Raw genomic sequence first — 23,778 nt, 5'->3', positions numbered from 1 at the left:
TGCTACAGCAGCGCGGGTGCGGCGCGCATATAGCCTGTGGTGAGCCCCCTGCGGTTCAGAATGGGGGCATTCACATATTTCATCGTCGCGGGGTGATCTGCCGCCAGAACGCCCAGTTTGACCAAAATCGCCGCAATCGCACATTCGGACGCGCGCGTCGTCCCATCGGTGATCTTCAGCGCGATGCCGACCTTCTGTTCCGGTATAATCACGTTGAAGAATCCTTCGGCCCCGGTTTTGACAACTGCTTTGCCGTCGGTCGCCCGCATTAAATCCGTACAGGCGCAATTTTCACCCGCCACCAGTTCAGGATGCAGCCGCATGGCCCGGTGCAGGCGCGCCTCGGCACTGTCCTCTGGGCTGGCTGCAAAGCGTGACATCGCGCGGGCCATCCCGTGCAAAGTGCCCGCGAAATTCGGGGCCGAACACCCGTCGATGCCAAAGCCGGGCGATGTTTCGGATGTGACCCTTTCAAACGCCTCCAACACAGCCTTTTGCACCGGGTGATCTGTTTCGAGATACTCCGCATTGCCACCGAGGTGTTTAGACAGCGTCAAAAAGCCGGTATGCTTACCAGAGCAATTGTTGTGGAACTGGCACGGCTTCTCAGCCGCAATGAGCATCTGATCATGCGTCGTCTGATCGTAGGGCATATGCGACCCGCAGCGCAGTGCATCATCCGTCAGATCAAGCGTCGATAGCCATGCGCGGACGCGCTGCGTGTGCATGGGGGCGCCCTCATGCGACGAACAGGCCAGCGCCAGATGTTGCGATGTCAGGCCCATGGCATCTGCGGCACCAGACTCAACCAATGGTAGCGCTTGTATCATTTTTGATGAGCTGCGCGACAACATCACCTGATCCGGATCGCCCCAGGCATCAATGATTTCGCCTGCTCCGTCACATATCACCGCATGGCCTGTGTGCATACTCTCCAGAAACGGACCGCGCCAGATTTCGACCATTGGAACCGGTTGTGACATTTTTTTCCTCACGTTTTAGCGAATTCTTGCCAATCAGGCTTTCGCCTACTGTCAAGATTGCGCTACTGTTACTTTTATCGAGAAACAAGGTCGTCTGTTGTAAAGAGTGGTGTAAAAAAGACCCGCCGTAACAGAAGGACAGATTGAGGTTAGCACAGCTGGAGGCTGTAAAACATGCGAATTACCAAGAGTTTTCTGGGGTTGGCCAGTGCAACGCTGCTCATCGGATCATACGCCGCTGCGCAAGACGTGAGCAGCAACCGGGTCGCCGCCGAGACCGACTGGAGCGTTTTTGTAGAAAACGATCCAAAAGAATGCTGGAGCGTTTCTGTCCCGACGGAGACGGTAAATACCCGCGAGGGGCGTGTTGTTGCGGCCACCCGGGGCGACATATTGCTGATGGTCTCTTTCCACCCCTCGGCCAATGCCAATGGTCAGGTGGCCTTTACCGGCGGTTATCCGTTCCGGGACGGCAGTCAGGTAACGATGGCGATCAGTGGCACTGAGTATTCCCTGTTTACCGATGGCGATTGGGCATGGCCGGCAAGTGCGGCGGATGATGCCAAGATCGTGGCGGCCATGAAACGCGGGGCAGACGCGGTTGTGACCGGGATTTCCAGCCGGGGCACAACCACCAAGGACACGTTCTCGCTGCTCGGGTTTACGGCCGCAACCGAAGACGCCGAAAAACGCTGCGCGGGCTGACACTGAGTGGATGTGAGGCATCGCCCTGCCCGCGGGTGGGGCTTTTTGTTTTGATCTGTTTGGAAAACCCTATATAGAGCGGCATTCAGCCATTTGAGAGTCGTTCTTATGTCCGCCAACGCGCCCATCACGCAAGATGTCCACACCATTCCGCGCAAATTGCCGGACGGTCCCGTCAATCTGGTTGGGTTGACCCGTGCAGCCATGCGCGACGTGTTGATTGCCGAGGGCACGCCCGAAAAGCAGGCAAAGATGCGTGTGGGGCAAATCTGGCAATGGATCTATCAATGGGGCGTGCGCGACTTTGATCTGATGACCAACCTTTCCAAGGCCTATCGCGCGGAACTCACGGAAAAATTCGTCGTCGAAGTCCCGGAGGTCGTCACCCGGCAGGTCAGCGAGGATGGCACGCGTAAATACCTTGTGCGCATCGCAGGCGGTCACGAGGTTGAGGTCGTCTATATTCCCGAGGACGGGCGCGGCACCTTGTGTGTCTCCAGTCAGGTGGGGTGCACGCTGACCTGTTCGTTCTGCCATACAGGCACGCAAAAGCTGGTGCGCAACCTCACCGCCGCCGAAATCATCGGTCAGGTGATCATCGCGCGGGACGATCTGGGCGAGTGGCCGGAAATCGGTGCGCCCAAAGACGAAACGCGCCTGCTGAGCAACATCGTCCTGATGGGCATGGGCGAGCCGCTGTATAATTTTGAAAATGTCCGCGATGCGATGAAAATCGCGATGGACCCGGAGGGCATTCAACTTTCCCGGCGGCGCATTACCCTGTCCACATCCGGTGTCGTGCCGGAAATCGCGCGCACCGCTGTTGAAATCGGCTGCCAACTGGCCATCAGCTTTCATGCAACGACCGATGACGTGCGTGACAAGTTGGTCCCGATCAACAAACGCTGGAACATCGAGGTGCTTTTGGACGCCTTGCGGGCCTATCCCAAAGTATCCAATTCGGAACGGATCACCTTTGAATACGTGATGCTGCACGGCGTCAATGACAGCGACGAAGACGCCCGCCGCCTCGTCAAGCTGATTGAGGGCATTCCCGCCAAGATCAACCTGATCCCTTTCAACGAATGGCCCGGCGCGCCCTACAAACGCTCCTCCAACAATCGCATCCGGGCCTTTGCCGATATCATCTACAAGGCCGGGTATGCATCGCCCATCCGAACGCCGCGCGGTGAAGACATCATGGCGGCCTGCGGGCAGTTGAAGTCTGCAACCGAGCGCGCGCGCAAATCCCGCAAACAGATCGCGGCAGAGGCAGGTCTGGCGGGCGCATAATGCGCCGTCGTGATGTGCTTGTCGTGGGCGGCATCGTCGCCGTTGCTGTTGCTATTCCACCGATACTGCGGCGTATCCCGGCCGATTTCGAATTCGAACCGCTGCCCGGGTTTGCCGGGTTTCGCCGGATCACTGGCGGCAGCATATCCGGGGGCATTGATCCGTTTTTCGGCCTTGATGTGCAGGGCTCAACGAACGTCGCGCCATCACCCGAACGGGCGGCATCGCCCTGTGTGGCTCTTTTCGGGCCAGAGGGCTGGCAGCCCGATGTCGTGCCAATCGCTATTTTCAGTGATTTCAACTGCCCCTATTGCAAAGTGCTTGAACAGCGCTTGATGGAGCGCCGGGACGCTGGCGCGCCTGTGCGACTGATCTGGCATGAAATGCCGCTGTTGGGGGCCGCGTCGCTGCGCAGTGCACAGGCGGTTCTGGCGGCGCGATTTCTCGATGCAGAAGAGGCCGCGCGCGCCTATCTTTCGCAGCGTTTCCTGCGCCCGGGTCCTGCAGCGTTGCAAACAATGGCGGATGCGCTTGACCTGCCCCCTGATGCATTCACCGAGGAGGTATCAGGACCGCGGGTGGCACGGGCCTTGGCCACCAGCATGGATCTGGGTCGACGGCTGGGCATACCGGGAACGCCCGGCACGATGGTGGGGCGGACCCTCGTGATCGGTGCCATCAATGACGCGGACCTCACCAAGCTGATCGAGATCGAAAGATCGCAACCGCAGACGGTTTGCGCTTAAAGCGTCATGCGAAAAACCTGACTCACCCACCGCCGTCTGAAATCAAGAATTTCAACGCGTTACGTGATACTTGATGTTTCAGGTACTTCGTCAGTCGCTCTTAACGACCGGGCATGGCCTCGCGGGTCGGCGTTTCCTGCCAGCGGTCAATTACTTCCATCGCCTCAGTTGCACTTTCCACGAAACTGAACAGCTCAAGGTCTTCCGCAGAAATCGTGCCCGCATCGGCCAGCGCATCCCAGTTGATGATACAGTCCCAGAACTTGCGCCCGAAAAGCAGAACCGGAACGGGCTGCATGCGTCCGGTCTGTATCAACGTCAGCGCCTCGAACAGCTCATCCAACGTGCCAAAGCCGCCGGGAAAGACGCAGATGGCGCTGGCCCGCATCAGGAAATGCATCTTGCGGATCGCGAAATAGTGGAAATTAAAGCATAATTCAGGCGTCACATAGGAATTCGGAGCCTGTTCGTGCGGCAGCACGATGTTCAGACCGATGGACCGCCCGCCTGCGTCCATTGCACCGCGGTTGCCCGCTTCCATCACGCCGGGGCCACCCCCGGTCACGATCACATGTTCCTTGCCCTCGGCTTCCATGCTCTTGAGGGTCATCAACCGCGCAAACTCCCGCGCTTCGTCGTAGAAATGCGATAAATCAGCCAGTGTTTTAGTCGCAGCGCTATCCTTGCTCGACGGGCTCGGGATACGCGCGCCGCCAAAAAGCACGATGGTGCTGTTGATGCCAAGCGCATCCAGATGCATCTGAGGTTTCAGCAATTCCAGTTGCAGCCGGACCGGGCGCAATTCCTCACGGCACAAAAAGTCATCATCCGCAAAGGCGAGCCGATACTGTGGCGCGCGGGTCTGCGGTGTGTCCGGGACCTCGCGAATGGCTTTTCGGTCGGCAGAGGCGTGGCGCAAAGGGTGGCGTCGGTTCATGAATAGTCCTCTTTGATCAATCGCTTTGCGTGCAGGGGCGCATGATGTGCGCCGATATGCAACGGCCTTTCCTACCTAACCCGAGGTTGTTCAACTTTCGTGAACGGATTGCACGGGCGCTGCGTGGCTTGTATAGGCGCGTGGAACACTGTCACCTGAGGGGAGAATCCGATGTCAAATGCTGAGCTGGAAACCGCGATCGAGGCCGCATGGGAGGCGCGCGACAGCATTTCGCCCGCAACCAAAGGGGCCCAGCGCGACGCAATCGAAGCCACGCTTGCAGCGCTTGATGGCGGTGGTCTGCGCGTGGCTGAGCGCCAAAGCGATGGCAACTGGCATGTGAACCAATGGGCCAAGAAAGCCGTCTTGCTCGGGTTTCGGATCAAGGACATGGAGATGCAATCCGGTGGTGCGCAAGGCGGCGGCTGGTGGGACAAAGTGGACAGCAAATTCGCCGGTTGGGGTGAGGCAGATTGGAAAGACGCCGGTTTCCGCGCCGTGCCAAACTGTGTCGTGCGCAAATCAGCCTATATCGCGCCGGGCGTTGTCCTGATGCCGTCCTTTGTGAACCTTGGTGCCTACGTGGACGAAGGCACGATGGTTGACACATGGGCCACCGTCGGCTCCTGCGCACAAATTGGCAAGAACGTGCACCTGTCGGGTGGCGTCGGCATTGGCGGTGTGCTTGAACCTATGCAGGCAGGCCCGACGATCATCGAAGACAACTGCTTCATCGGCGCGCGCTCCGAAGTTGTCGAAGGCTGCATCGTGCGCGAAGGCTCGGTTTTGGGGATGGGCGTTTTCATCGGCAAATCCACGAAAATCGTCGACCGTGAAACCGGCGAATTCACCTATGGCGAAGTCCCGTCAGGCTCTGTGGTTGTCGCGGGGTCCATGCCATCAAAAAACGGTGTGAACCTCTATTGTGCCGTAATCGTCAAAAAAGTGGATGCGCAAACACGGTCCAAAACATCCATCAATGAGTTGCTGCGCGACTGATTTTTACTGAATGTTATTGCTTGGGGCGGTTTCGCCCCAGTAATATCCGCATGATGACCTGATTGCGATGCAATCCTGCCCGGATGTCATTTTAGTCAGGTCGCATGAGGAAAATAGCCGCCCCAAAAACTTTCACCATGCTTCAGATCTTGTCTGACCTGCAGAGCGCTGCGGTAGCAGGGTGTTCGGAATTGGCTTTGCAACTTAGCCCGCGCCTGCGCGAAGATCTCAAGCGTCTGGTGTTCGATCAGGAATGCAGGATGTCTGCTGCGGATGTCGAAGCGCTGCATGCCGAACTGATGATGGTTGCGTCGATGCCCAACCAGAACCACCCGGCTTTCATGACTGCAACGATCATCCTGCTGGCGGACCGCCTGAACTATGGCGCCGGAGAGGACGATCTTTTCTGGAACTGGAGCGCCTTTCGCGACCGGTTCCGCGAAGCGCCCTCCCCCGTGCGCGCGGCATTGATGAACGGGTTTCGCCGGGCGGACACGCTGGGTCTCGTCAGGCTGGACCAACTGCCCAGGGGCACGGACCTGCGCACCTACGACGAAACAGATCTGACCCGGCTTCTCAAGATCATTGCACGTTCCATGACAGAAGACATGCGGGACGTCGTCTGCACGCTGGCCCCCCAGGAGACCCGCGAAGTGCACCGCAAAGCGCTGGACAACTGCCTGAAAGGCAGCTGCATTTTGTCAGAGTTCGGCGGGTGGTTCCCCTCCGAGGTGATCGAACGGGTATCATTGGACCCTGTGCACCCATCTTACGCGGCGGCCACCGCACTTATGATCCTTGATGCGATCGCGACGCGTGATTGCACCGGTAAAATGGCGCTACGTTATGAAAAACAGGCAGACGATTACATCATGTTGCCAACAGAACTGCGCATCCCGCTCTTGGCGGGCCTGCGGCATCTGCACGAGATGGAAGCGGATTGGGAGCCCTATGCCGACTGGCCCGTCGAGCAGCGCCTTGATAAAGCCATTGTGATGCCCTTTGCCAAGCCTTAACTAGGGAACATGACAAAGGAAAAGAAACCCTCGCGCCAGCAGGTCTATACGCTTGTCGTCCAGATTGGCCGCAAGGAAGGCGACGGGCTGCCGAAAAAGGCAACCGGCGCGGCCCTCGTGATCTATGCCAGCGGCATCGACGAAGCAGAGGCCGTGCGCGAAACCGTGGCCATTCTGAAACAGGCGGATACGGCCCCTTTGGATGTGACAGGATATGGTACCTTGCAAGAACGCCTGTCCGAGGGTCATGAAATCAGCGATGAGGAACGCGTGTTGATGCAACGCGCGCTTGATGAAAACGCCGTTATTGTCGCGCAGATGGAGCCTTTCTACGGGACGTTTCAAACCGAAGAGGCGGAATAAACTGCCGCCCTTGCAGCTTTCGCTCGCACCTGTAGGAATAGGGCTTTGTTAGATACGAGAATACACCATGACCGCTGTTGATCCTGTTCGTCTGACCGCTGATCTGGTCCGTTGCGCATCCGTGACGCCTGCCGATGAGGGCGCGCTGGATATCCTCCACGACGTGCTCAGCGATGCGGGGTTTGACTGTGCATGGGCCGACCGCGGCGGCATTCGCAACCTCTTCGCGCGCTGGGGCAGCAAGGGGCACCCTAAGACTTTTGGCTTTAACGGGCATACGGATGTTGTGCCGATTGGCAATGCGGATGACTGGTCCATGCCGCCTTTTGGCGCTGAGGTCAAAGACGGCATCATGTACGGGCGTGGCACCACGGATATGAAATCAGGCGTTGCGGCTTTTGCCGCCGCTGCGCTGGATTTCGTGCGCGACACGCCCCCCGATGGGGCGATTGTGCTGGCCATCACCGGGGACGAAGAGGGTGATGCAATCGACGGCACGACTGCGTTGTTGGCCTATATGGCGGCGCAGGGCGAACAGATGAGCGCCTGTCTCGTCGGAGAGCCCACATGCCCGGATCGCATGGGGGAGATGATCAAGATCGGCCGCCGTGGATCATTGACCACATGGATCACGGTGACCGGCAAGCAGGGGCATGCCGCCTACCCCCACCGCGCATGCAACCCGCTGCCCGCACTTATGCGCCTGATGGACCGGCTGGCCAGCCATAAGCTCGATGAGGGCACCGAGTTTTTTGACCCCTCAACGCTGGCAATTGTCACGGTGGATACCGGTAACCCTGCCACGAACGTCATTCCCGCAAGTTGCTCCGGCACGGTGAATATCCGGTTCAATGATGCACATAGCGGTGCATCCCTGACCGAGTGGATCAAGACAGAACTGTCCAAGATAGAGGCTGAATTCGGGGTCCAGACCGGCCTGCGGATCAAGATTTCGGGGGAGAGTTTTCTGACCCCGCCCGGCCCCCTGTCCGCGCTCGTCAGCAAGGCGGTGAAAGCGCAAACCGGTATCGAGCCGGTGCTCAGCACTACGGGGGGCACATCAGATGCGCGCTTTGTCAAAGATCACTGCCCGGTGGTTGAGTTCGGTCTGGTCGGTCAATCCATGCATCAGGTCGATGAGCACGTCAAAACCGATCACATCGTCGAGCTGAAAGCGATCTATTCGAGAATACTCACCGACTATTTTGCATGAGACGCACCCTTGCGATCATGCTTAAGGAGCCGCGCCCCGGTCGGGTCAAGACCCGTTTGGGCCACGAGATCGGCATGACCAATGCGGCCTGGTGGTTTCGCCATCAGGCAACCGCGCTGATCCGGCGGCTGCAGGACCCACGCTGGGATGTCGTTCTGATGGTCTCCCCGGACAACGAAGGGCTAAAAAGCCGCGTCTGGCCCCGTGGTCTGCGCCGCGTCCCCCAAGGAAAGGGCGATCTGGGCATCCGCATGAAACGCGCGTTGCGGGGGCAAGGACCCGGTCCGGTCTGCGTCATCGGTGCCGACATTCCGGGGATTGAGCGGCGTCATATTGCGCGGGCGTTCAGGGCGCTTGGCCATGCGGATGCGGTTCTGGGGCCTGCCTATGATGGCGGCTACTGGTTGATCGGTCTGAAGAATGCGCGCCCTGCCCGGCCGCAATTGTTTCAATCGGTGCGCTGGTCAACAGAATTTGCGCTGGCCGATACGGTACGCTCGCTCGGTGATTTTTCAGTGGCTTACGTAGATAAACTGCAGGATGTGGACACAACCGCTGATTTGCGCATGACGGCACGGGGGCAGCGTGCTACCTGACAGGGATGAGCAGCCTGCCTACAAAAAACGACATCCTTGAGTGGATTGAACAAAACCCGACCCTGACCGCCAAGCGCGACATCGCCAAGGCGTTCGGCATCAAGGGGGCCGCGCGGATTGATCTCAAGCGCGTGCTCAAGGAACTTGAGGCCGATGGCCACCTTGAAAAGCGCAACCGCAGCTATCAGGACCCCGAACGCCTGCCGCCGGTCAGCGTCTTGCAGATTACCGGGCCGGATGACGACGGTGATCTGTATGCCAAACCCATGGAATGGCACGGCATCGGGCAGGAACCCATCGTCCTGCTGATACCACGTGCGTCCGATCCGGCGATGGGGGCGGGGGATCGTATCCTCGCGCGTCTGACGTTGGTCAAGAACGATACACATCATTATGAAGCGCGTTTGATCCGCTGCATCGGCACCAACCCGCGCCGTGTTGTCGGTGTTTTCCGCCAGACGGCGGAGGGTGGGCGCATCCAGCCGATTGATAAAGGGTCCGACAAGGAATGGCAGGTTGCCAGCGGAGCGACACATGGCGCCAAGGACGGCGAATTGGTCGAGGCAGAACAAGCCGGACCCAAGGCACGGATGGGATTGCCGCGCGCGCGGATCGTTGAACGCTTGGGCGATCCATCCGCGCCCAAGGCGGTATCGCTGATTGCGATCCACCAGCACGGTATCCCAGACAGCTTTCCCGATGATGTGATCGAAGCGGCAGATGCCGCAAAACCCGTTGGCCCTGAAGGTCGCAAGGATTTGCGCGACCTTCCGTTGATCACCATCGACCCGTCGGATGCGCGGGATCATGATGACGCCTGTTTCGCGCATGCAGATGAGGACCCGAAAAACGAGGGCGGGCATGTGGTCTGGGTCGCGATTGCGGATGTTGCAGCCTATGTGACGCCGGGCAGCGCACTGGATCGCGAGGCGCGCAAGCGGGGCAACTCCACCTATTTCCCGGACCGCGTGGTGCCGATGCTGCCGGACCGGTTGTCCGGTGATCTGTGTTCCCTGCACGAAGGGGTGCCACGGGCCTGCATTGCGGTCGAGATGGTCCTTGATGCCGACGGAAACAAACTGCGCCACCGCTTTTACCGCGCCTTGATGCAATCACCTGCCTCCCTGCACTATGAAGAGGTGCAAGCCGCCATCGACGGCACGGCGAATGAACGCACACAGCCCCTGTTGGAGCCTGTTTTAAAACCGCTCTACGCCGCTTACGCTGCCCTTGTGACGGCGCGCGCCCGGCGTCAACCGCTTGAGCTGGATTTGCCCGAACGGCGCATCGAATTGGCGGAGGATGGCACCGTCACCTCCGTCAGCTTCAAAGAGCGGATCGATGCGCATCGCCTGATCGAAGAATTCATGGTGCTGGCGAATGTCGCCGCCGCCGAGACGCTGATCGAAAAGAAATCCCCGCTGTTGTTCCGCGTTCATGAAGAACCAAGCCCGGAGAAACTGGATGCGCTGCGCGAAACCGCCCGCGCCAGCGGGTATAATCTGGCCAAGGGTCAGGTGCTCAAGACCGCGCATCTGAATCGCTTGTTGCAGGAGGCTGCGGGCAGTGATGAGGCGGAGCTGATCAACATCTCCACCCTGCGCTCGATGACGCAGGCCTATTATGGGCCGATCAATCTGGGCCACTTTGGGCTGGCCTTGCCGCGCTATGCGCATTTCACCTCCCCCATTCGGCGCTATGCCGATTTGATCGTGCACCGCGCTTTGATTTCTGCCCATGGGTGGGGCAAGGACGGTTTGCGGCCCGAAGACGCGGACGGGCTTGACGACACCGGCACGCATATCTCGGACACCGAGCGCCGTTCGATGGTTGCGGAGCGCGACACGACCGACCGTTACCTTGCCTCCTACCTGAGCGAACGGGTTGGCAGCGAATTTACCGGGTGCGTCAGTGGCATTGCGCGCTTTGGCATCTTTGTTAAACTGGACGAGACGGGGGCGGATGGTTTGGTGCCGATGCGTTCCATCGGCAACGAGTATTTTCATTTCGACGCGGAAACCATAACTCTGATGGGCGCAGACAGCGGTCAGATCATCGGTCTTGGACAGCGCGCCACCGTACGTCTGGCAGAGGCGGCACCCATCACCGGCGGGATCGCGCTTGAGCTGCTGGAACTTGAGGGGGCGAAACTGGCGCAGGGGCGCAGATCACCTGCGGGACGCACGCCGCGCAAGCGCGGTGTCAAAGCCAAGCGCAAAGCGGATAAAATCAAACGCAAGGTGAAACGCAGCCGGAGCTAACCGCAGCTTTCCTCGACCCCTGCGATATACGTCATCAAGACCTCATTCCCTGAGATCATCCGGCCCATCGGCGTCACTCCCGGCGATGCGGTTGCAGCCGCCAACATGGGCGCAACCGAGGCATCGGCGGCGGTTGGCTGGTCCCCAAACAGGAATTTACTGTGCCGTAAACGCACGGTGATCGCATCTATATCAGGCTCTATTCTCGCCAAACGTTCCTCTTGGCTTAGCCGACCGAGACCCTGTGCGTGCAGCCCGCTTAGGGTCTTTCTGCGCACACCGGCTGCGATGACATGGCGCAGGCCGGGCGGGATTTGCGAAAAATAGACATCGCGCACCTTGGGCCAAATGGCGTCATCGGCCCATCGGTCTAGCACCAGATGGAAATACAAATGTTCCTCAGACATGCGAATAAAGGCGCGGGCATTGGCCTTGTCGAGGTCCGATAACCCTTTGTTGAAATCCGCACCCTCGCTTTCAAGGTATGCCTGAATACGGTCGCTGTCTGCAATCAACCGGTCCCCTGCGCGGATGGCAGGCAGCTTTCCGTAGGGCATTTTGCGCGGGTCCAGAATATCCTCACGCTCCCATTTCTGGCCGGACATATTCAAGAGATAGGCGGCTTTGACGCAGAACGGGCTCGCCGCAAAAAGCCCGAACGCCGGTGGAAAGGTCAGTAGTTTGATCATCATTCAATCCTGCGTGACGTGCAATGTTCAGCGCATGTTAGACAACTCATCTGTGCCGGTGCAACAAGCGCTGCGTAGAACGACCAATCCCTTTCGCTGTCGGCGACAGGCCGCGATAAAGACACAGAGTTCTTTTTCCGAAAGCAAAGTCGCGCTACACTGTCATTAATAATAAAAAACCGTAGCAGGATATTTTCATGAAACGCATGATCTTTTGGTCGGGTATGCTTGGCTTGGTGTTGGGGGCAAATGGTGCTTTTGCCCAGACGTCCGGGCAGTCCTTGCGGCCCGTAGTGCGCCCGGCCGTTGCGCCGCCGCTAAACATAGTCGACGTAGCCGCGTCAGGCACCGCGATTGAGCAGGTGATGCGACCCAAACTGAGGTCGGATACCATCAAGGGCCAAGCCGAAACTGCTCTTGCGCTGGCTACTTCGGCCGCCGGGTTTGACGCTTGGGTATCAGGTTTCAAACAGCGCGCCACCCGGCAAGGGATCAGATCGGCAACGCTGGACCCGGCATTTCGCGGTGTGACGTTTGACAGTGATGTCATCCGGCGGGACAGAAATCAGTCCGAATTTACCAAGACGATTTGGCAGTATCTTGCAAGCGCGGCCTCGGATCGGCGCATCGCGAATGGCAAGGCGGCACTGGCCAAACATCGCACAACGCTGGAGGCGATTGAGCGGCGCTACGGGGTCGAAAAAGAAGTCGTCGTCGCGGTCTGGGGGCTGGAAAGCGGCTATGGCGCGTATCGTGGCTCAAATGATGTGATCCGCTCGCTGTCGACTTTGGCCTATGAAGGACGTCGCGGCGCGTTTTTCGAAGAGCAACTAATCGCGGCGCTGAAAATCCTGCAAAACGGGGACACGGCCCCGCGCAATATGACCGGCAGCTGGGCCGGGGCCATGGGGCATACGCAGTTTATTCCCACGTCTTACCTTGCCTATGCCGTTGATTTCACGGGCGATGGGCGGCGCGACATCTGGTCGGAGGATCCAACCGACGCGCTGGCTTCCACCGCAGCCTATCTGAAAAACGCAGGCTGGAAAACCGGCCAGCCCTGGGGCGTTGAAGTGCAATTGCCGCAAGTGTTTGACTATGCGCAGGCCAACCGGAGCACCAAGAAGACGCCCGGTGCATGGGCGCGCCTGGGTGTCAGAGACATGAGCGGTCGCAAAGTGGCCAATCACGGGCGCGCGGCCATTCTACTGCCTGCGGGTGCGGGGGGTGCGGCATTCATGATCTTTGATAATTTCGCCGCCATCGAACGGTATAATGCCGCGGATGCCTATGTCATCGGGGTGGGTCATCTGAGCGACCGCATCAAAGGGGGCGGCCCGATCCGGTCAAGCTGGCCCACGGACGAAAGAGCGCTGACTTTTGCGGAACGCAAGGAAATACAGCAGCGGTTGACCCGCGCAGGGTTCAACACACAAGGCGTTGACGGGCGTATTGGTCCCAACACGATTGACGCGATCCGCGCCTTTCAACGCAACCGTGGTCTGGTTCCTGATGGCTATGCCTCGTCAGCTTTGCTGCAAAAACTGCGGTGAGGTTTACCGCGCAATAGAAAAAGCATTGGCGTCGTTCAGACTACGCGGGGCTCATCCCGCGTAGTCGTTCAGACCGCCGACGCAGCAATTCCACCACTGTCAGCAGGGCGATTGAGATAAACACGAGGATCGTCGCCACGGCGAGGATCGTCGGGCTGATCTGTTCGCGCAGACCTGTGAACATTTGCCAGGGCAGCGTTTTCTGACCGGCAGAGCCGACAAACAACACCACAACCACTTCGTCAAAGGAGGTGATAAACGCGAAAAGGCCACCCGATATGACACCCGGCAGAATAAGCGGCATCTGCACCCGAAAGAATGTTGTGACGGGGTTCGCGCCCATATTGGCCGCAGCGCGCGTCAGCGAGTTGTCAAAACCCACCAGCGTTGCAGTCACTGTGATGATGACAAAGGGGATACCCAAGGCCGCATGCGCGAGCACAACGCCCATATAGGTGCCCTGCAGGCCGATGCGGCTGTAGAAAAAGTACATGCCCGCAGCTGAAATAATCAGGGGCACGATCATGGGTGAAATGAGAATGGCCATGATGGCGCGGCGGAACGGAACGTGCGGCTGGCTAAGGCCGATGGCTGCCAATGTACCGAAGGTCACCGAGAGCAATGTCGCGGCCGGGGCGATCTTGACCGAATTGGCCAAGGCACCTTGCCAGTCCGAATTGGTAAAGAAATCCTCGTAGTGTTTCAGCGAATAGCCCGCCGGATCAAAACGCAGCATTTCAGGCGTGAAGGTAAAGAAGTTCTGCGCGTTGAAACTCAGCGGCATGACCACAAGGATCGGTGTGATGAGAAACACGAGGATCGCGCCGCAGATCACACGGAAGGTGTAATGCCACAGGACCTGCCCCGGTGTGAGGTAGGGCACGAGATGCTGACGATAGCGTGACTCGTAGAGCCAAAAGCTCAGCCAGGCAAAAAACCATCCGAATGCCGCCCCGATCAGACCCGCCGGAATACCGCCCATCAGGAACCCGGTTATACCCAGCAGAATGACAAGGCCCCAGACACAGATCTTTTCGTTTTTGATAACCTTGGTCAGAACAAAGGAAACAGCACCCATCAGCGCCGCGCCAATGATAACGCCGAGCAGAGAACTGCCCTGCGCCGTGCCGACCAAAAGGCCGGCAAAGGCACCGAACGCGGCCACAACCGGGACATAAAAGGACGGTTCAGTCCGGGATACAGGTGTCAGGGCTACCATGTGTCAGCCTCCCAATTTCACGTTGTCGATGCCAACAATTCGATCGTAAGCCCAATAGAGCGCCAGAACGACCACCAGCAGGATGGCCCCAAGTGCCGCGGCCAGACCCCAGTTCAGTGAGCTGGAAATGTGATAGGCGATCCGGTTGGAAATGAATGTACCGGTGGTGCCCCCCACAATCTCTGGCGTGATGTAGTACCCAATGGACAGGATGAACACGAGGATGGACCCCGCGCCGATACCGGGCACGGACTGCGGGAAATAGACCCGCCAGAAGGCCGTCCAGTTCGTGGCCCCCAATGACTTGGCGGCGCGCAGATAACTGGGCGGGATCGTTTTCATCACTGAATAAAGCGGCAGGATCATGAATGGCAGCAGAATATGCGTCATCGCGATAATCGTACCGGTCTGGTTGTTGATCAGCGCAAGGCGACTGTCATCCGCAACAATCCCAAGCCAGACAAGGGTATCATTCACGACGCCCTGCTGTTGCAACATCACCTTCCATGCCGAGGTACGCACCAAAAGCGATGTCCAGAACGGCAACAACACGAGGATCATCAGCAGGTTCGCCGTGCGCGCTGGCAGGTTGGCCAGTATCCACGCAACAGGATAGCCAAGCAGAATACAGCTCCCGGTGATCACCAGCGACATGAACATCGTGCGCATGAACAGCATGATGTGCAGCTGTTCGTTCTCCGGGCGCATTTCCGGGCCGTCGGGAGATTTTTTCATATCAACCGCGTTCAGGAAATAGCCGGAGGTGAAATCGGGGGTATAGGTCTGAATTGTCTGCCAGACTTCAATGTCGTGCCAGTCTTCGTCCACCTCGAAAAAGGCCGCAGTAAAATCGACGGTTTCAAACGCCGCTGCGGCATTGGCTGCGGCCTGAAGCTCTGCACTGCCTGTGCCGGTGATGCCGGACAGGTCCGCGCCCACTGATAAGTCCTCGTAAAGCGCGGCATAAACCAACGCCCAAGGGTCTTCGGTGGTGAGGCGTTCTTCTTCCTCGATCTGAACGAAGGTTGCGAATTCCTCATAGATAGCAGTCGTTTCCGGCAAGGCGGCAGCGATGTCGTCGCGCACCTCGAAAACCGGCTGCGCCTGTCCGCTGTCCTCGCTCCAGCCGTTCATTGCCGTGAGCCATGCGGCTGAGCCCATCAACTGGCTCCAGTTTTCGCCCTCTTTCCAGAAGTCGTTGAGGTCTTCGAACTGGTCCTGATAGACCTCCGCCATGTCATCGACACTGCGGCCTGACTTGCGAAACAGGGATGAAACACCCGTCAGTTCATAGTTGAGCCGCGAGCCCAGACGCGTATGCGCTTTGCGCTCAGCGGCGATAAAGACGTCCTTGAACAGCGCGTTGAACGTTTCCTGCGGTGGGATTTCTCCGGTGTCCGCATCCCATGCTGCCAGCTCGCTCGTGGTGCGGGGCAATGTGTCGGATACAATCTGGTTTTCGACGGAGCGGAACAGCATATCCGCGATCGGCGCGATGAACGTGACCAGCACGAACAGCAACAGCGGCGCAATCAGCAACAGCGCGCGCATCTTTTGGCGGCGCAACGCACGGTTCAGGCTTGCTTTGAGCGGGCGGCCATCTGCCGCGAGCATCGGGCCGGAGTGTTCAGCGGTATCGGTCATGGCTCAAACGCCCTCCACAACGATGATGGATCCTTCGGCGTTTGCCTGCCGGATTTTCATGTTTTCCTGATAATCGGGGTCATTGTAGAACGCGAGCGCGTCTGCATAGGACGGGAATTCGATAATGACATGGCGGGGACGGCTTTCGCCCTCAAGGATTTCCGAAGGCCCGCCGCGCGCCAGAAACCGGCCGCCATAGCGTGGCACCAGTTCATCGTTGCGCAGACTGTAAGGCTTATATGCGTCGGCATTCTTCAGACTGATGTTGCCGATGATGTATCCCTTGGGCATTGTTTGTCCCCTTTTATTCTTGTGGGAAGGGCGGATGTACCGCCCTTCCTGATCTCAGACGCTCAGTGGCGCTTATTGGGCCAGCCAAGCTTGGAATTTCGCGTCGATATCGTCGCGATAGTCAGCCCAGAACTCGTAGTTATAGAGGAACGTGTTCTTGGCGTTTTCCGGATCGGTTGGCATGTGTGGTGCCATTTCGATACCCAATTCGGCATGTGTGCCAACCAATGGTGCAGAAGACACACGCGCGGGGCCGTAGCTGATCCACTTGGACTGGTCTGCCAGACGCTGCGTGTCGGTCGCAAAATATACATAGTCAAGCGCACGAGCCAGACGGTCTTCGGGCAGACCTGCGGGGATGATCCAGCCGTCCAGATCGAAGACCTGAGCGTCCCAGAGCATACCCACGGGCTGTTTCTGCTCCTCGATGACCGAGAACAGGCGACCGTTGTAGGTCGAACCCATGACGATTTCGCCATCCGCCAAAAGCTGCGGGGTGTCCGCACCCGCGGACCACCAGATCACGTCATCTTTGATGGTGTCCAGCTTGTCCAACGCCTGCTGTTGACCTTCGTCCGTTTCCAGCACGTCGTAGACGTCGTCTTTTGCAACACCGTCACACAGCAGCGCCCATTCCATGTTGTTGATCGGGCGCTTTTCCAGCGCGCGCTTTCCCGGATAACCTTCGGTGTCAAACAATGCGCAGATGGACGTGGGCGGTGTGTCACCAACCATGTCCGTGCGGTAGCCGACAGTGGTGGAGTAGACGATCTGCGGGATGAAGCAATCGCCCACAAGCAGGTCGCCGAAATCCTCGGAAGCTGGTGTTCCGTCTGGCGCTGCGGCCAGCATTTCGTCCGCGTCGATTTCCATCGCCAGACCTTCGTCACACAGGCGCAAGGCGTCAGCGGCAACGACGTCCACCACATCCCATGTGATGTTGCCCGCCTCGTTCATGGCGCGCAGTTTTGACACCGCTTCGGCCGAGCTTTCATCGTTGATGATATTGACGCCGGTCTTTTCCATATAGGGGTTGTGATACGCTTGCTGTTGCGAGTTTGAATACGCGCCACCCCAGCTTACGATGGTCATTTCGTTCGCCATTTCCTCTTCCGCGATGGCCATACCGGTGGCCATAGTCAACGCGCTTGAGGCCAAAAGCAATTTGGTCAGTTTCATTCATCGTCTCCCGATTTATATGCCCGTTTCGAATGTGAGGCAGGTGACAACGGACTTATTCACCACCTCTTTGAGATCGTGACCCACTAAGGGCACGATACGTCGCGCACCAAGAACCTGTCAGGCGTCCAAGGCGCGGCAATCTTCTGGCAGCCAACCAATTTCGATGGATTGGCCGGGTTGCAGGCGCTCTACATCAGGCGCATTGCGTGTTTTGATCACGAATTCTTCGGTGCCGGCCACTTTCAGACGCGTCCGGAAGATGTCACCCATATAGATGAACTCCAGCACTTCGGCATGCAGGGTATGCGCATCAGGGCTGAGGCGGTCCTTGTTATATTCGACCCGTTCAGGCCGGATGGAAACACGGGTCCGCTCACCGACCGCCGACACGTTGATCGGTTTGGCATCAATCAGCCCACCATCGTCCAGCTGGATCAGGCAATGATCGCCCTTGATCTCTTTGACCACACCTTCAAGCGTATTATTCTCGCCGATGAACTGCGCGACAAAACTGTTTTCGGGCTCCTCATAGAGTTTGTCTGGCGGCGCGAGTTGCTGAATGCGACCGTCATCAAATACCGCGACACGGTCCGACATCGTCAAGGCTTCGGTCTGGTCATGTGTCACATAGACGACCGTGATCCCCAGAGCGTGTGCAAGATTTGTAATCTCAAACTGCAGCGTTTCGCGTAATTGTTTGTCCAGAGCCCCCAACGGCTCGTCCATCAGAACCAGTTCCGGCTCGAAGACAAGCGCGCGGGACAAGGCGATCCGCTGCTGTTGGCCCCCGGAAAGCTGTGCGGGACGGCGCCCGGCAAAATCACCCATCTGCACCATGTCGAGCGCGCGTTTCACTTTCGCCTCGCGGTCCGATTTTCCCATCTTGCGCACTTCCAACGGGAAGGAGAGGTTTTCCGCCACGGTCATATGTGGAAACAGCGCATAGTTCTGGAAAACCATCCCGATGCCGCGCTTGTGGGGTGGAATGTTGTTGATGGACACCCCGTCAAGTCGGATATCCCCATGCGTCGCCGTTTCAAACCCGGCCAGCATCATCAGGCATGTTGTTTTCCCGGACCCGGATGGCCCAAGCATGGTCAGAAACTCACCCTTTGGCATGAACAGGTTCAGGTCTTTTACGACAAGATTTTCACCATCATAGCTTTTTTGCACACGTTCAAATTCGACGAAGGCGTCGTTTGAATTATTTCCAGCCAAGGTTTGGCTCCCCATTGTTCTTCCGGCGGTTAACCGCGCTTGTTGAGTCAATGTAAAACTACTGTGACACCAGAGTGCAAGCACTTAGGTGGAAATCTGTGGAATTTGCTTTGTAATAGTTAGCTTGACTGCCAAAACCTCAATCACACGCCAAATAGCCTGCATGAAATACATCATTCAGGCGTTCTGACCGTTTGCGCAGGCCGTGTTCAAAGCAGGATTACAACCAAAAGCTGTATCAAGCCGCTGCTTTCAGGATGCAGCCTTCAAAAGCCCTTTGGATTTGACCTCTGAATAGGCCTCATCGAGGGCCTTGCCTGCGCGTTCGACCAGCGCGTCGATGTCTTCTTGTTGAATGATCAGAGGGGGCGATACGACCATGCGGTCGCCAACATGGCGCATCACAAGGTTGTTCGCAAAGGCCCTGTCGCGGCAGATCGTGCCAATCGTGCCGCGCTCTGATGCGAACTTTGCCCGGCTGTCCTTGTGCGGGGTCAACGCCAATGACGCCATCATTCCCTTGATGCTCACTTCACCCACAAGCGGATGATCTGCGAGCGTTTCAAGCCCTGCTTTCAACGCAGGGGCTGCTGCAGTGCGCACGTGTTCGATGAGGTTTTCTTCCTGCATGATGCGCAGGTTCTCGAGCGCGACGGCTGCCGCAACGGGGTGCCCGGAATAGGTATAGCCGTGATTGAACTCGGTCTGGCCGATCACCTCGGCCACCTCATCGCAGACGATCGAGCCGCCGATGGGCTGATAGCCTGATGACAAGCCCTTTGCGATCGTCATGATGTGCGGTTTTATTCCCATCACCTCAGAACCGAACCACGCGCCGAGGCGTCCAAATCCGCAGATCACTTCGTCCGCGATCAGCAGGATTTCATATTCATCGCATATTCGCTGGATTTCTGGCCAATAGGTCTCGGGGGGGACGATCACACCGCCTGCGCCCTGCACAGGCTCTGCGATAAAGGCGGCGACTTTGTCCTCGCCAAGCTCAAGAATCTTGGCTTCGAGCTCCTTGGCGCAGGCCACACCAAACTCTTCGGGCGTCATGTCACCGCCCTCGGACCACCAGTCGGGCTGGTTGATATGATGGATGCCGGGAATGGGCATGCCGCCCTGCTCGTGCATGTAGGTCATCCCACCAAGACTGCCCGAGCCGACCGACGATCCGTGGTATGCATTCTTGCGGCTGATGATATGCGATTTCCCCGGCTTGCCTTTCTGCGCCCAATAGGTGCGCACGAGACGAATATTCGTGTCATTTGCCTCTGACCCGGAGCTGGCGAAAAAGATCTGGTTCATGTCCGCTGGCGCTAGCTTGGCAACCTCTTGGGCCAAAGCAATCGCGGGGACATGGGTCGTCATGAAGAAGGTATTATAATACGGCAGTTCTTTCATCTGGCGGGCGGCGGCCTCTGCCATTTCCGGGCGGCCATAGCCAATATTCACACACCACAGGCCCGCCATGCCATCCAGAATGCGGTTGCCGTCACTGTCCGTCAGATACACGCCGTCAGCACGGGTAATGACCCGCGCGCCTTTATTGGCCAAAGCCTCGTTCGACGTGAACGGGTGCATGTGGTGCGCAGCATCCAATGCTTGCAATTCGGCAGTTGGCATATGATTCGAGATAACGGACATGAGGCACCTGACATTTCTTGCAATTTCGGTTTTTAAGCTGAATTCAGAATATGATCAAATTAAGGGGAGTCAATCGAATCAATTCGGTTCAGTTGTTGCATGCAAGGCTTCTCGAATTTGAATCATGCCCTGATGGACATCTTCAGCCATCGCATCATGAACGCCCATCGCGTCGTTGCGGTCCAACGCGGCCAACAAATCTGCGTGTTTATCAGGCAGATTCATGGTCCCGTGCCTGCCGCATACAACCCGCAGGGACGGCCCGAATCGCAACCAGAGACGATCAACTGTAGCGGTCATGATGGGGGCTTCTGCGGCTTGGTACAGGGTCGCATGGAAGTGATAATTATGCGTCAGATACCCTTTGATGTCGCCTTGCGAGATGGCCGAATTCAGCGCGTTGTCATGCGCACGCAACACCTCTTTCGCGGCATCCGTAATTTTCGAAACAGCGCGACGGGCCAGCTCTGGCTCCAACGTTTTTCGCATGAATTCAAGCTCTTCAATGCAGTTATGCGTGATAACCGGAACGCTGACACGACGGTTTTCCGTCATATTTAACGCCCCGTCAGAAGTCAGCCTGCGGATGGCCTCACGAACCGGCGTCATACCCGCTTTAAGCGTATCAGCCAGCCCCTGAATAGTCACCGCTTGCCCCGGCGCCATGTCTCCAAAGAGGATCTGGTCGCGGATATCCTCGTAAACGGATTGATGCACCGGGCGTTTTACATATTCCATGAGGCGTCCTTTTGCCTTTTTTCCAAGCAGCGGCAGTGCGTCTTCATCTTCCTTTGCTTGTGCAGAACATGCATCCCTTGCACAAGCTAATCTCGCGTGAAAGCATAACGTGTCTTGCCGAGTTGGGCAAAAGTTGATCAAATTATGTGTAATCGGGAAAAACCCGGCCGCATCAAAGGGAGAATGCAATGAACAAGCTTATGATCACCAGTGCTGTGGTCGCGCTGTCAGCCACGGCAGCGCTTGCCGATGACGTACGTGTTTACAACTGGTCTGATTACATCGACGAGTCGCTGCTTGAAAAGTTCGAAGAAGAGACCGGTATCAATCTGGTTTATGACGTCTTTGACAGCAACGAAGTCCTTGAGACAAAGATGCTCGCCGGCGGCTCAGGTTATGATGTGGTAGTCCCCACCGGAACCTTCCTTCAGCGCCAGATCACTGCAGGTGCGTTTCAAAAGCTTGACCGATCCAAGCTGCCCAATCTGGAAAACATGTGGGATGTGGTAAAAGCGCGGACCGAACAATATGATCCAGATAACGCATACTCGATCAATTACATGTGGGGCACCACCGGCATTGGCACCAACGTCAACAAGGTGCAGGAAATTCTGGGGGCGGACGCGCCGATTGCCTCGCTCAGCTTGATTTTTGACCCGGCGAGCATGGAAAAACTGTCCGAGTGCGGCGTTCACTTTCTCGATGCTCCGACTGAAATGATCCCGGCAGCTTTGAAATATATAGGAGAAGACCCCGACAGCCATGACCCGGACGTAATTGCGAAAGCCGAAGCTGTGTTTGCCGCGGTGCGCCCCTACGTGCAGAAATTCCATAGTTCCGAATATATCAACGCGCTGGCAAACGGTGACATCTGCGTCGCGTTCGGGTGGTCCGGCGATATTCTTCAGTCGCGTGACCGCGCCGCCGAGGCGGATAACGGCGTTGAGATTGTTTATAACGCTCCAACCGAGGGCGCGCTGATGTGGTTTGACCAGATGGCCATTCCCTCCGACGCGCCAAACCCCGAAGGGGCGCATGCATTCCTGAACTTTATGATGGATCCGCAAAACATCGCTGCCGCAACGAACTATGTGTATTACGCTAACGGCAACGCGGCATCCAAGCCGTTTCTGGTCGAAGACGTGATCACGGATACTGCGGTTTATCCCGATGATGCGACCTTGGAAAACCTGTTCACCGTCACGCCTTACCCGGCAAAAGTCCAGCGCGTGGTTACGCGGATGTGGACCAGAGTTAAATCCGGAACCTGAGACAGAACCAAAAGGAGGCGGTGCATCTGTGCCGCCTCCTTTAAACCTGCCTGACCCTTAGGGCTTAAGTAAGGACATGTCGTGAACCAAGTCGTATTTGAACCTTGGACAGATCCAGCACAAAAACCTTTGATCCGGTTTAAGTCGGTGACAAAGAAGTTCGGTGATTTTACGGCAATCGACGACCTGACGCTGGATATTTTTGAGCAAGAGTTCTTTGCGCTGCTGGGCCCGTCAGGATGCGGCAAGACGACGATGATGCGCATGTTGGCCGGTTTCGAGAAGCCCACATCGGGAGTGATTGAACTGGCCGGGGCGGACATCGCGCCCCTTCCCCCCAACAAGCGCGCCGTGAACATGATGTTCCAGTCCTACGCGCTTTTTCCGCATCTGACTGTGTATGAAAACATCGCCTTTGGCCTGCGCCGTGACAGGGTATCGAGTGACGCGCTGGACGCGCGTGTATCTGAAATGCTCAAGCTGACGCGGTTGGAAAAATTCGCGCAGCGCAAGCCGCATCAGATTTCCGGTGGGCAACGTCAGCGGGTGGCCCTCGCCCGCAGCCTCGCCAAAGCACCGAAGCTGCTTTTGCTGGACGAGCCGCTGGGCGCACTGGATGCCAAATTGCGTCAGGCGACACAGTTTGAACTGATGGACATTCAGGAAAAAACCGGCACAACCTTTGTCATCGTCACGCATGACCAGGAAGAAGCCATGACCGTCGCCAGTCGTGTTGCGGTCATGGACGAAGGTCGCATCATGCAAGTTGAGACTCCCGAACGTATTTATGAAGCGCCAAACAGTCTTTATGTGGCTGATTTCATTGGTGAGGTGAATATCATTTCCGGAACGGCGCGCGCCGTAGGGGATGAGCAGTTTCACATCGACTGGGCAGAAGGGAATGCCCCTTTCGTCGCCACCTCAAGCAGACCCTTTTCCGAGGGGCAACCCTGTCACCTTGCGCTGCGCCCGGAGAAAGTCAGCATTCACGCCGAACGGCCAGAGACTGCCGAAAACGCGGTGCAGGGCAAGATTCTCGACATCGCGTACCTTGGCAACCTGTCCACCTATCACGTGGAACTGCCGGGCGGGCAGATCATCAAGGCACAGACAGCAAATACGCGGCGGGTATCGCGGCGCAGCTATACTTGGGAAGACACGGTTTGGCTAAGCTGGACATCGACCGCCGGCGTACTTTTGCCGGAATGATA

At 57.6% G+C, this 23,778-nt stretch carries 22 protein-coding genes; 12 read left to right on the top strand and 10 right to left on the bottom strand.

Going from position 1 to position 23,778, the window contains the following annotated elements; genetic code table 11:
- Positions 1 to 2: 2 nt before the first annotated feature.
- On the bottom strand, positions 3 to 983 hold the full coding sequence (locus tag K5Q35_RS07630) for an asparaginase (RefSeq protein WP_013964160.1): 981 nt from the start codon (positions 981 to 983) through the stop codon (positions 3 to 5).
- A gap of 174 nt (positions 984 to 1,157) precedes the next feature.
- Here K5Q35_RS07630 and K5Q35_RS07625 point away from each other — a divergent pair, with 174 nt between their 5' ends.
- The 3 genes from K5Q35_RS07625 to K5Q35_RS07615 all read left to right on the top strand — a co-directional run bounded on the left by K5Q35_RS07625 (position 1,158) and on the right by K5Q35_RS07615 (position 3,727).
- A complete protein-coding gene (locus K5Q35_RS07625) occupies positions 1,158 to 1,688 on the top strand; it encodes an invasion associated locus B family protein (RefSeq protein ID WP_013964159.1) in 531 nt (176 codons plus the stop codon).
- A gap of 108 nt (positions 1,689 to 1,796) precedes the next feature.
- Positions 1,797 to 2,981: a 23S rRNA (adenine(2503)-C(2))-methyltransferase RlmN gene (rlmN, locus tag K5Q35_RS07620; RefSeq protein WP_220799089.1), complete on the top strand. Its 1,185-nt coding sequence runs from the start codon at positions 1,797 to 1,799 to the stop codon at positions 2,979 to 2,981.
- The gene (locus K5Q35_RS07615; RefSeq protein WP_220799088.1) at positions 2,981 to 3,727 is read left to right on the top strand and encodes a DsbA family protein; all 747 of its coding nucleotides are present in this window, start codon (positions 2,981 to 2,983) and stop codon (positions 3,725 to 3,727) included. Before rlmN ends, K5Q35_RS07615 begins: the two co-directional genes overlap by 1 nt.
- A gap of 100 nt (positions 3,728 to 3,827) precedes the next feature.
- Here K5Q35_RS07615 and K5Q35_RS07610 read toward each other — a convergent pair whose 3' ends face one another.
- Positions 3,828 to 4,664, bottom strand: a complete 837-nt coding sequence (locus tag K5Q35_RS07610) for a TIGR00730 family Rossman fold protein (protein WP_220799087.1) — start codon at positions 4,662 to 4,664, stop codon at positions 3,828 to 3,830.
- A 171-nt stretch (positions 4,665 to 4,835) separates the two neighbouring features.
- On the opposite strand from K5Q35_RS07610, the gene dapD reads away from it, so the two are divergent.
- The 6 genes from dapD (at position 4,836) to rnr (ending at position 11,112) form a co-directional block, all read left to right on the top strand.
- Positions 4,836 to 5,663, top strand: a complete 828-nt coding sequence (gene dapD, locus K5Q35_RS07605; protein ID WP_220799086.1) for a 2,3,4,5-tetrahydropyridine-2,6-dicarboxylate N-succinyltransferase — start codon at positions 4,836 to 4,838, stop codon at positions 5,661 to 5,663.
- Positions 5,664 to 5,854: 191 nt separating this feature from the next.
- On the top strand, positions 5,855 to 6,679 hold the full coding sequence (locus K5Q35_RS07600; RefSeq protein ID WP_259650486.1) for a hypothetical protein: 825 nt from the start codon (positions 5,855 to 5,857) through the stop codon (positions 6,677 to 6,679).
- A 9-nt stretch (positions 6,680 to 6,688) separates the two neighbouring features.
- The gene (locus tag K5Q35_RS07595; protein WP_013964153.1) at positions 6,689 to 7,042 is read left to right on the top strand and encodes a hypothetical protein; all 354 of its coding nucleotides are present in this window, start codon (positions 6,689 to 6,691) and stop codon (positions 7,040 to 7,042) included.
- Positions 7,043 to 7,109: 67 nt separating this feature from the next.
- Entirely contained in the window at positions 7,110 to 8,255 is a 1,146-nt protein-coding gene (gene dapE / locus K5Q35_RS07590) for a succinyl-diaminopimelate desuccinylase (protein WP_220799084.1), read from the top strand.
- Positions 8,252 to 8,851, top strand: a complete 600-nt coding sequence (locus tag K5Q35_RS07585) for a TIGR04282 family arsenosugar biosynthesis glycosyltransferase (RefSeq protein WP_220799083.1) — start codon at positions 8,252 to 8,254, stop codon at positions 8,849 to 8,851. The genes dapE and K5Q35_RS07585 overlap by 4 nt, the downstream gene beginning before the upstream one ends.
- Positions 8,852 to 8,856: 5 nt before the next feature.
- The gene (gene rnr, locus K5Q35_RS07580; RefSeq protein ID WP_220799082.1) at positions 8,857 to 11,112 is read left to right on the top strand and encodes a ribonuclease R; all 2,256 of its coding nucleotides are present in this window, start codon (positions 8,857 to 8,859) and stop codon (positions 11,110 to 11,112) included.
- Here rnr and K5Q35_RS07575 read toward each other — a convergent pair.
- Positions 11,109 to 11,801 (bottom strand): glutathione S-transferase family protein, encoded by a 693-nt coding sequence (locus K5Q35_RS07575; protein WP_220799081.1) that lies wholly within the window; start codon positions 11,799 to 11,801, stop codon positions 11,109 to 11,111. The two genes, rnr and K5Q35_RS07575, sit on opposite strands and share 4 nt — an antisense overlap.
- A gap of 197 nt (positions 11,802 to 11,998) precedes the next feature.
- Here K5Q35_RS07575 and K5Q35_RS07570 point away from each other — a divergent pair, with 197 nt between their 5' ends.
- Positions 11,999 to 13,354, top strand: a complete 1,356-nt coding sequence (locus K5Q35_RS07570; protein ID WP_220799080.1) for a lytic murein transglycosylase — start codon at positions 11,999 to 12,001, stop codon at positions 13,352 to 13,354.
- A 40-nt stretch (positions 13,355 to 13,394) separates the two neighbouring features.
- Here K5Q35_RS07570 and K5Q35_RS07565 read toward each other — a convergent pair whose 3' ends face one another.
- The 7 genes from K5Q35_RS07565 to K5Q35_RS07535 all read right to left on the bottom strand — a co-directional run bounded on the left by K5Q35_RS07565 (position 13,395) and on the right by K5Q35_RS07535 (position 21,485).
- Positions 13,395 to 14,573: an ABC transporter permease gene (locus K5Q35_RS07565; RefSeq protein ID WP_013964147.1), complete on the bottom strand. Its 1,179-nt coding sequence runs from the start codon at positions 14,571 to 14,573 to the stop codon at positions 13,395 to 13,397.
- A gap of 3 nt (positions 14,574 to 14,576) precedes the next feature.
- Complete coding sequence (locus K5Q35_RS07560; protein WP_220799079.1) at positions 14,577 to 16,217, bottom strand: ABC transporter permease; 1,641 nt, start codon at positions 16,215 to 16,217, stop codon at positions 14,577 to 14,579.
- Between the two features lie 3 nt (positions 16,218 to 16,220).
- Positions 16,221 to 16,508 carry a DUF1330 domain-containing protein gene (locus tag K5Q35_RS07555; protein ID WP_013964145.1) on the bottom strand — a complete coding sequence of 96 codons (288 nt, stop codon included), beginning with the start codon at positions 16,506 to 16,508 and terminating at the stop codon, positions 16,221 to 16,223.
- 72 nt (positions 16,509 to 16,580) lie between these two features.
- Positions 16,581 to 17,687 carry an extracellular solute-binding protein gene (locus K5Q35_RS07550; protein ID WP_220799078.1) on the bottom strand — a complete coding sequence of 369 codons (1,107 nt, stop codon included), beginning with the start codon at positions 17,685 to 17,687 and terminating at the stop codon, positions 16,581 to 16,583.
- 120 nt (positions 17,688 to 17,807) lie between these two features.
- Positions 17,808 to 18,923 carry an ABC transporter ATP-binding protein gene (locus K5Q35_RS07545; protein WP_044025477.1) on the bottom strand — a complete coding sequence of 372 codons (1,116 nt, stop codon included), beginning with the start codon at positions 18,921 to 18,923 and terminating at the stop codon, positions 17,808 to 17,810.
- Between the two features lie 237 nt (positions 18,924 to 19,160).
- Positions 19,161 to 20,558, bottom strand: coding sequence for an aspartate aminotransferase family protein (locus tag K5Q35_RS07540; protein ID WP_220799077.1), 1,398 nt, complete (start codon positions 20,556 to 20,558; stop codon positions 19,161 to 19,163).
- Between the two features lie 78 nt (positions 20,559 to 20,636).
- Positions 20,637 to 21,485, bottom strand: coding sequence for a GntR family transcriptional regulator (locus tag K5Q35_RS07535; protein WP_308443343.1), 849 nt, complete (start codon positions 21,483 to 21,485; stop codon positions 20,637 to 20,639).
- On the opposite strand from K5Q35_RS07535, the gene K5Q35_RS07530 reads away from it, so the two are divergent.
- Both K5Q35_RS07530 and K5Q35_RS07525 read left to right on the top strand, forming a co-directional pair.
- On the top strand, positions 21,485 to 22,567 hold the full coding sequence (locus tag K5Q35_RS07530; RefSeq protein ID WP_220799076.1) for a polyamine ABC transporter substrate-binding protein: 1,083 nt from the start codon (positions 21,485 to 21,487) through the stop codon (positions 22,565 to 22,567). The genes K5Q35_RS07535 and K5Q35_RS07530 overlap by 1 nt on opposite strands.
- 81 nt (positions 22,568 to 22,648) lie before the next feature.
- Complete coding sequence (locus tag K5Q35_RS07525; RefSeq protein ID WP_220799075.1) at positions 22,649 to 23,776, top strand: ABC transporter ATP-binding protein; 1,128 nt, start codon at positions 22,649 to 22,651, stop codon at positions 23,774 to 23,776.
- The last annotated feature ends 2 nt before the right edge of the window (positions 23,777 to 23,778 follow it).

Source organism: Roseobacter sp. OBYS 0001, assembly GCF_019654895.1.
In the GTDB taxonomy this organism is placed as follows: Bacteria; Pseudomonadota; Alphaproteobacteria; order Rhodobacterales; family Rhodobacteraceae; genus Roseobacter; species Roseobacter litoralis.
The sequence above is the reverse complement of the archived record's forward strand: the minus strand, read 5'-3'. Positions and strand labels throughout refer to the sequence as shown.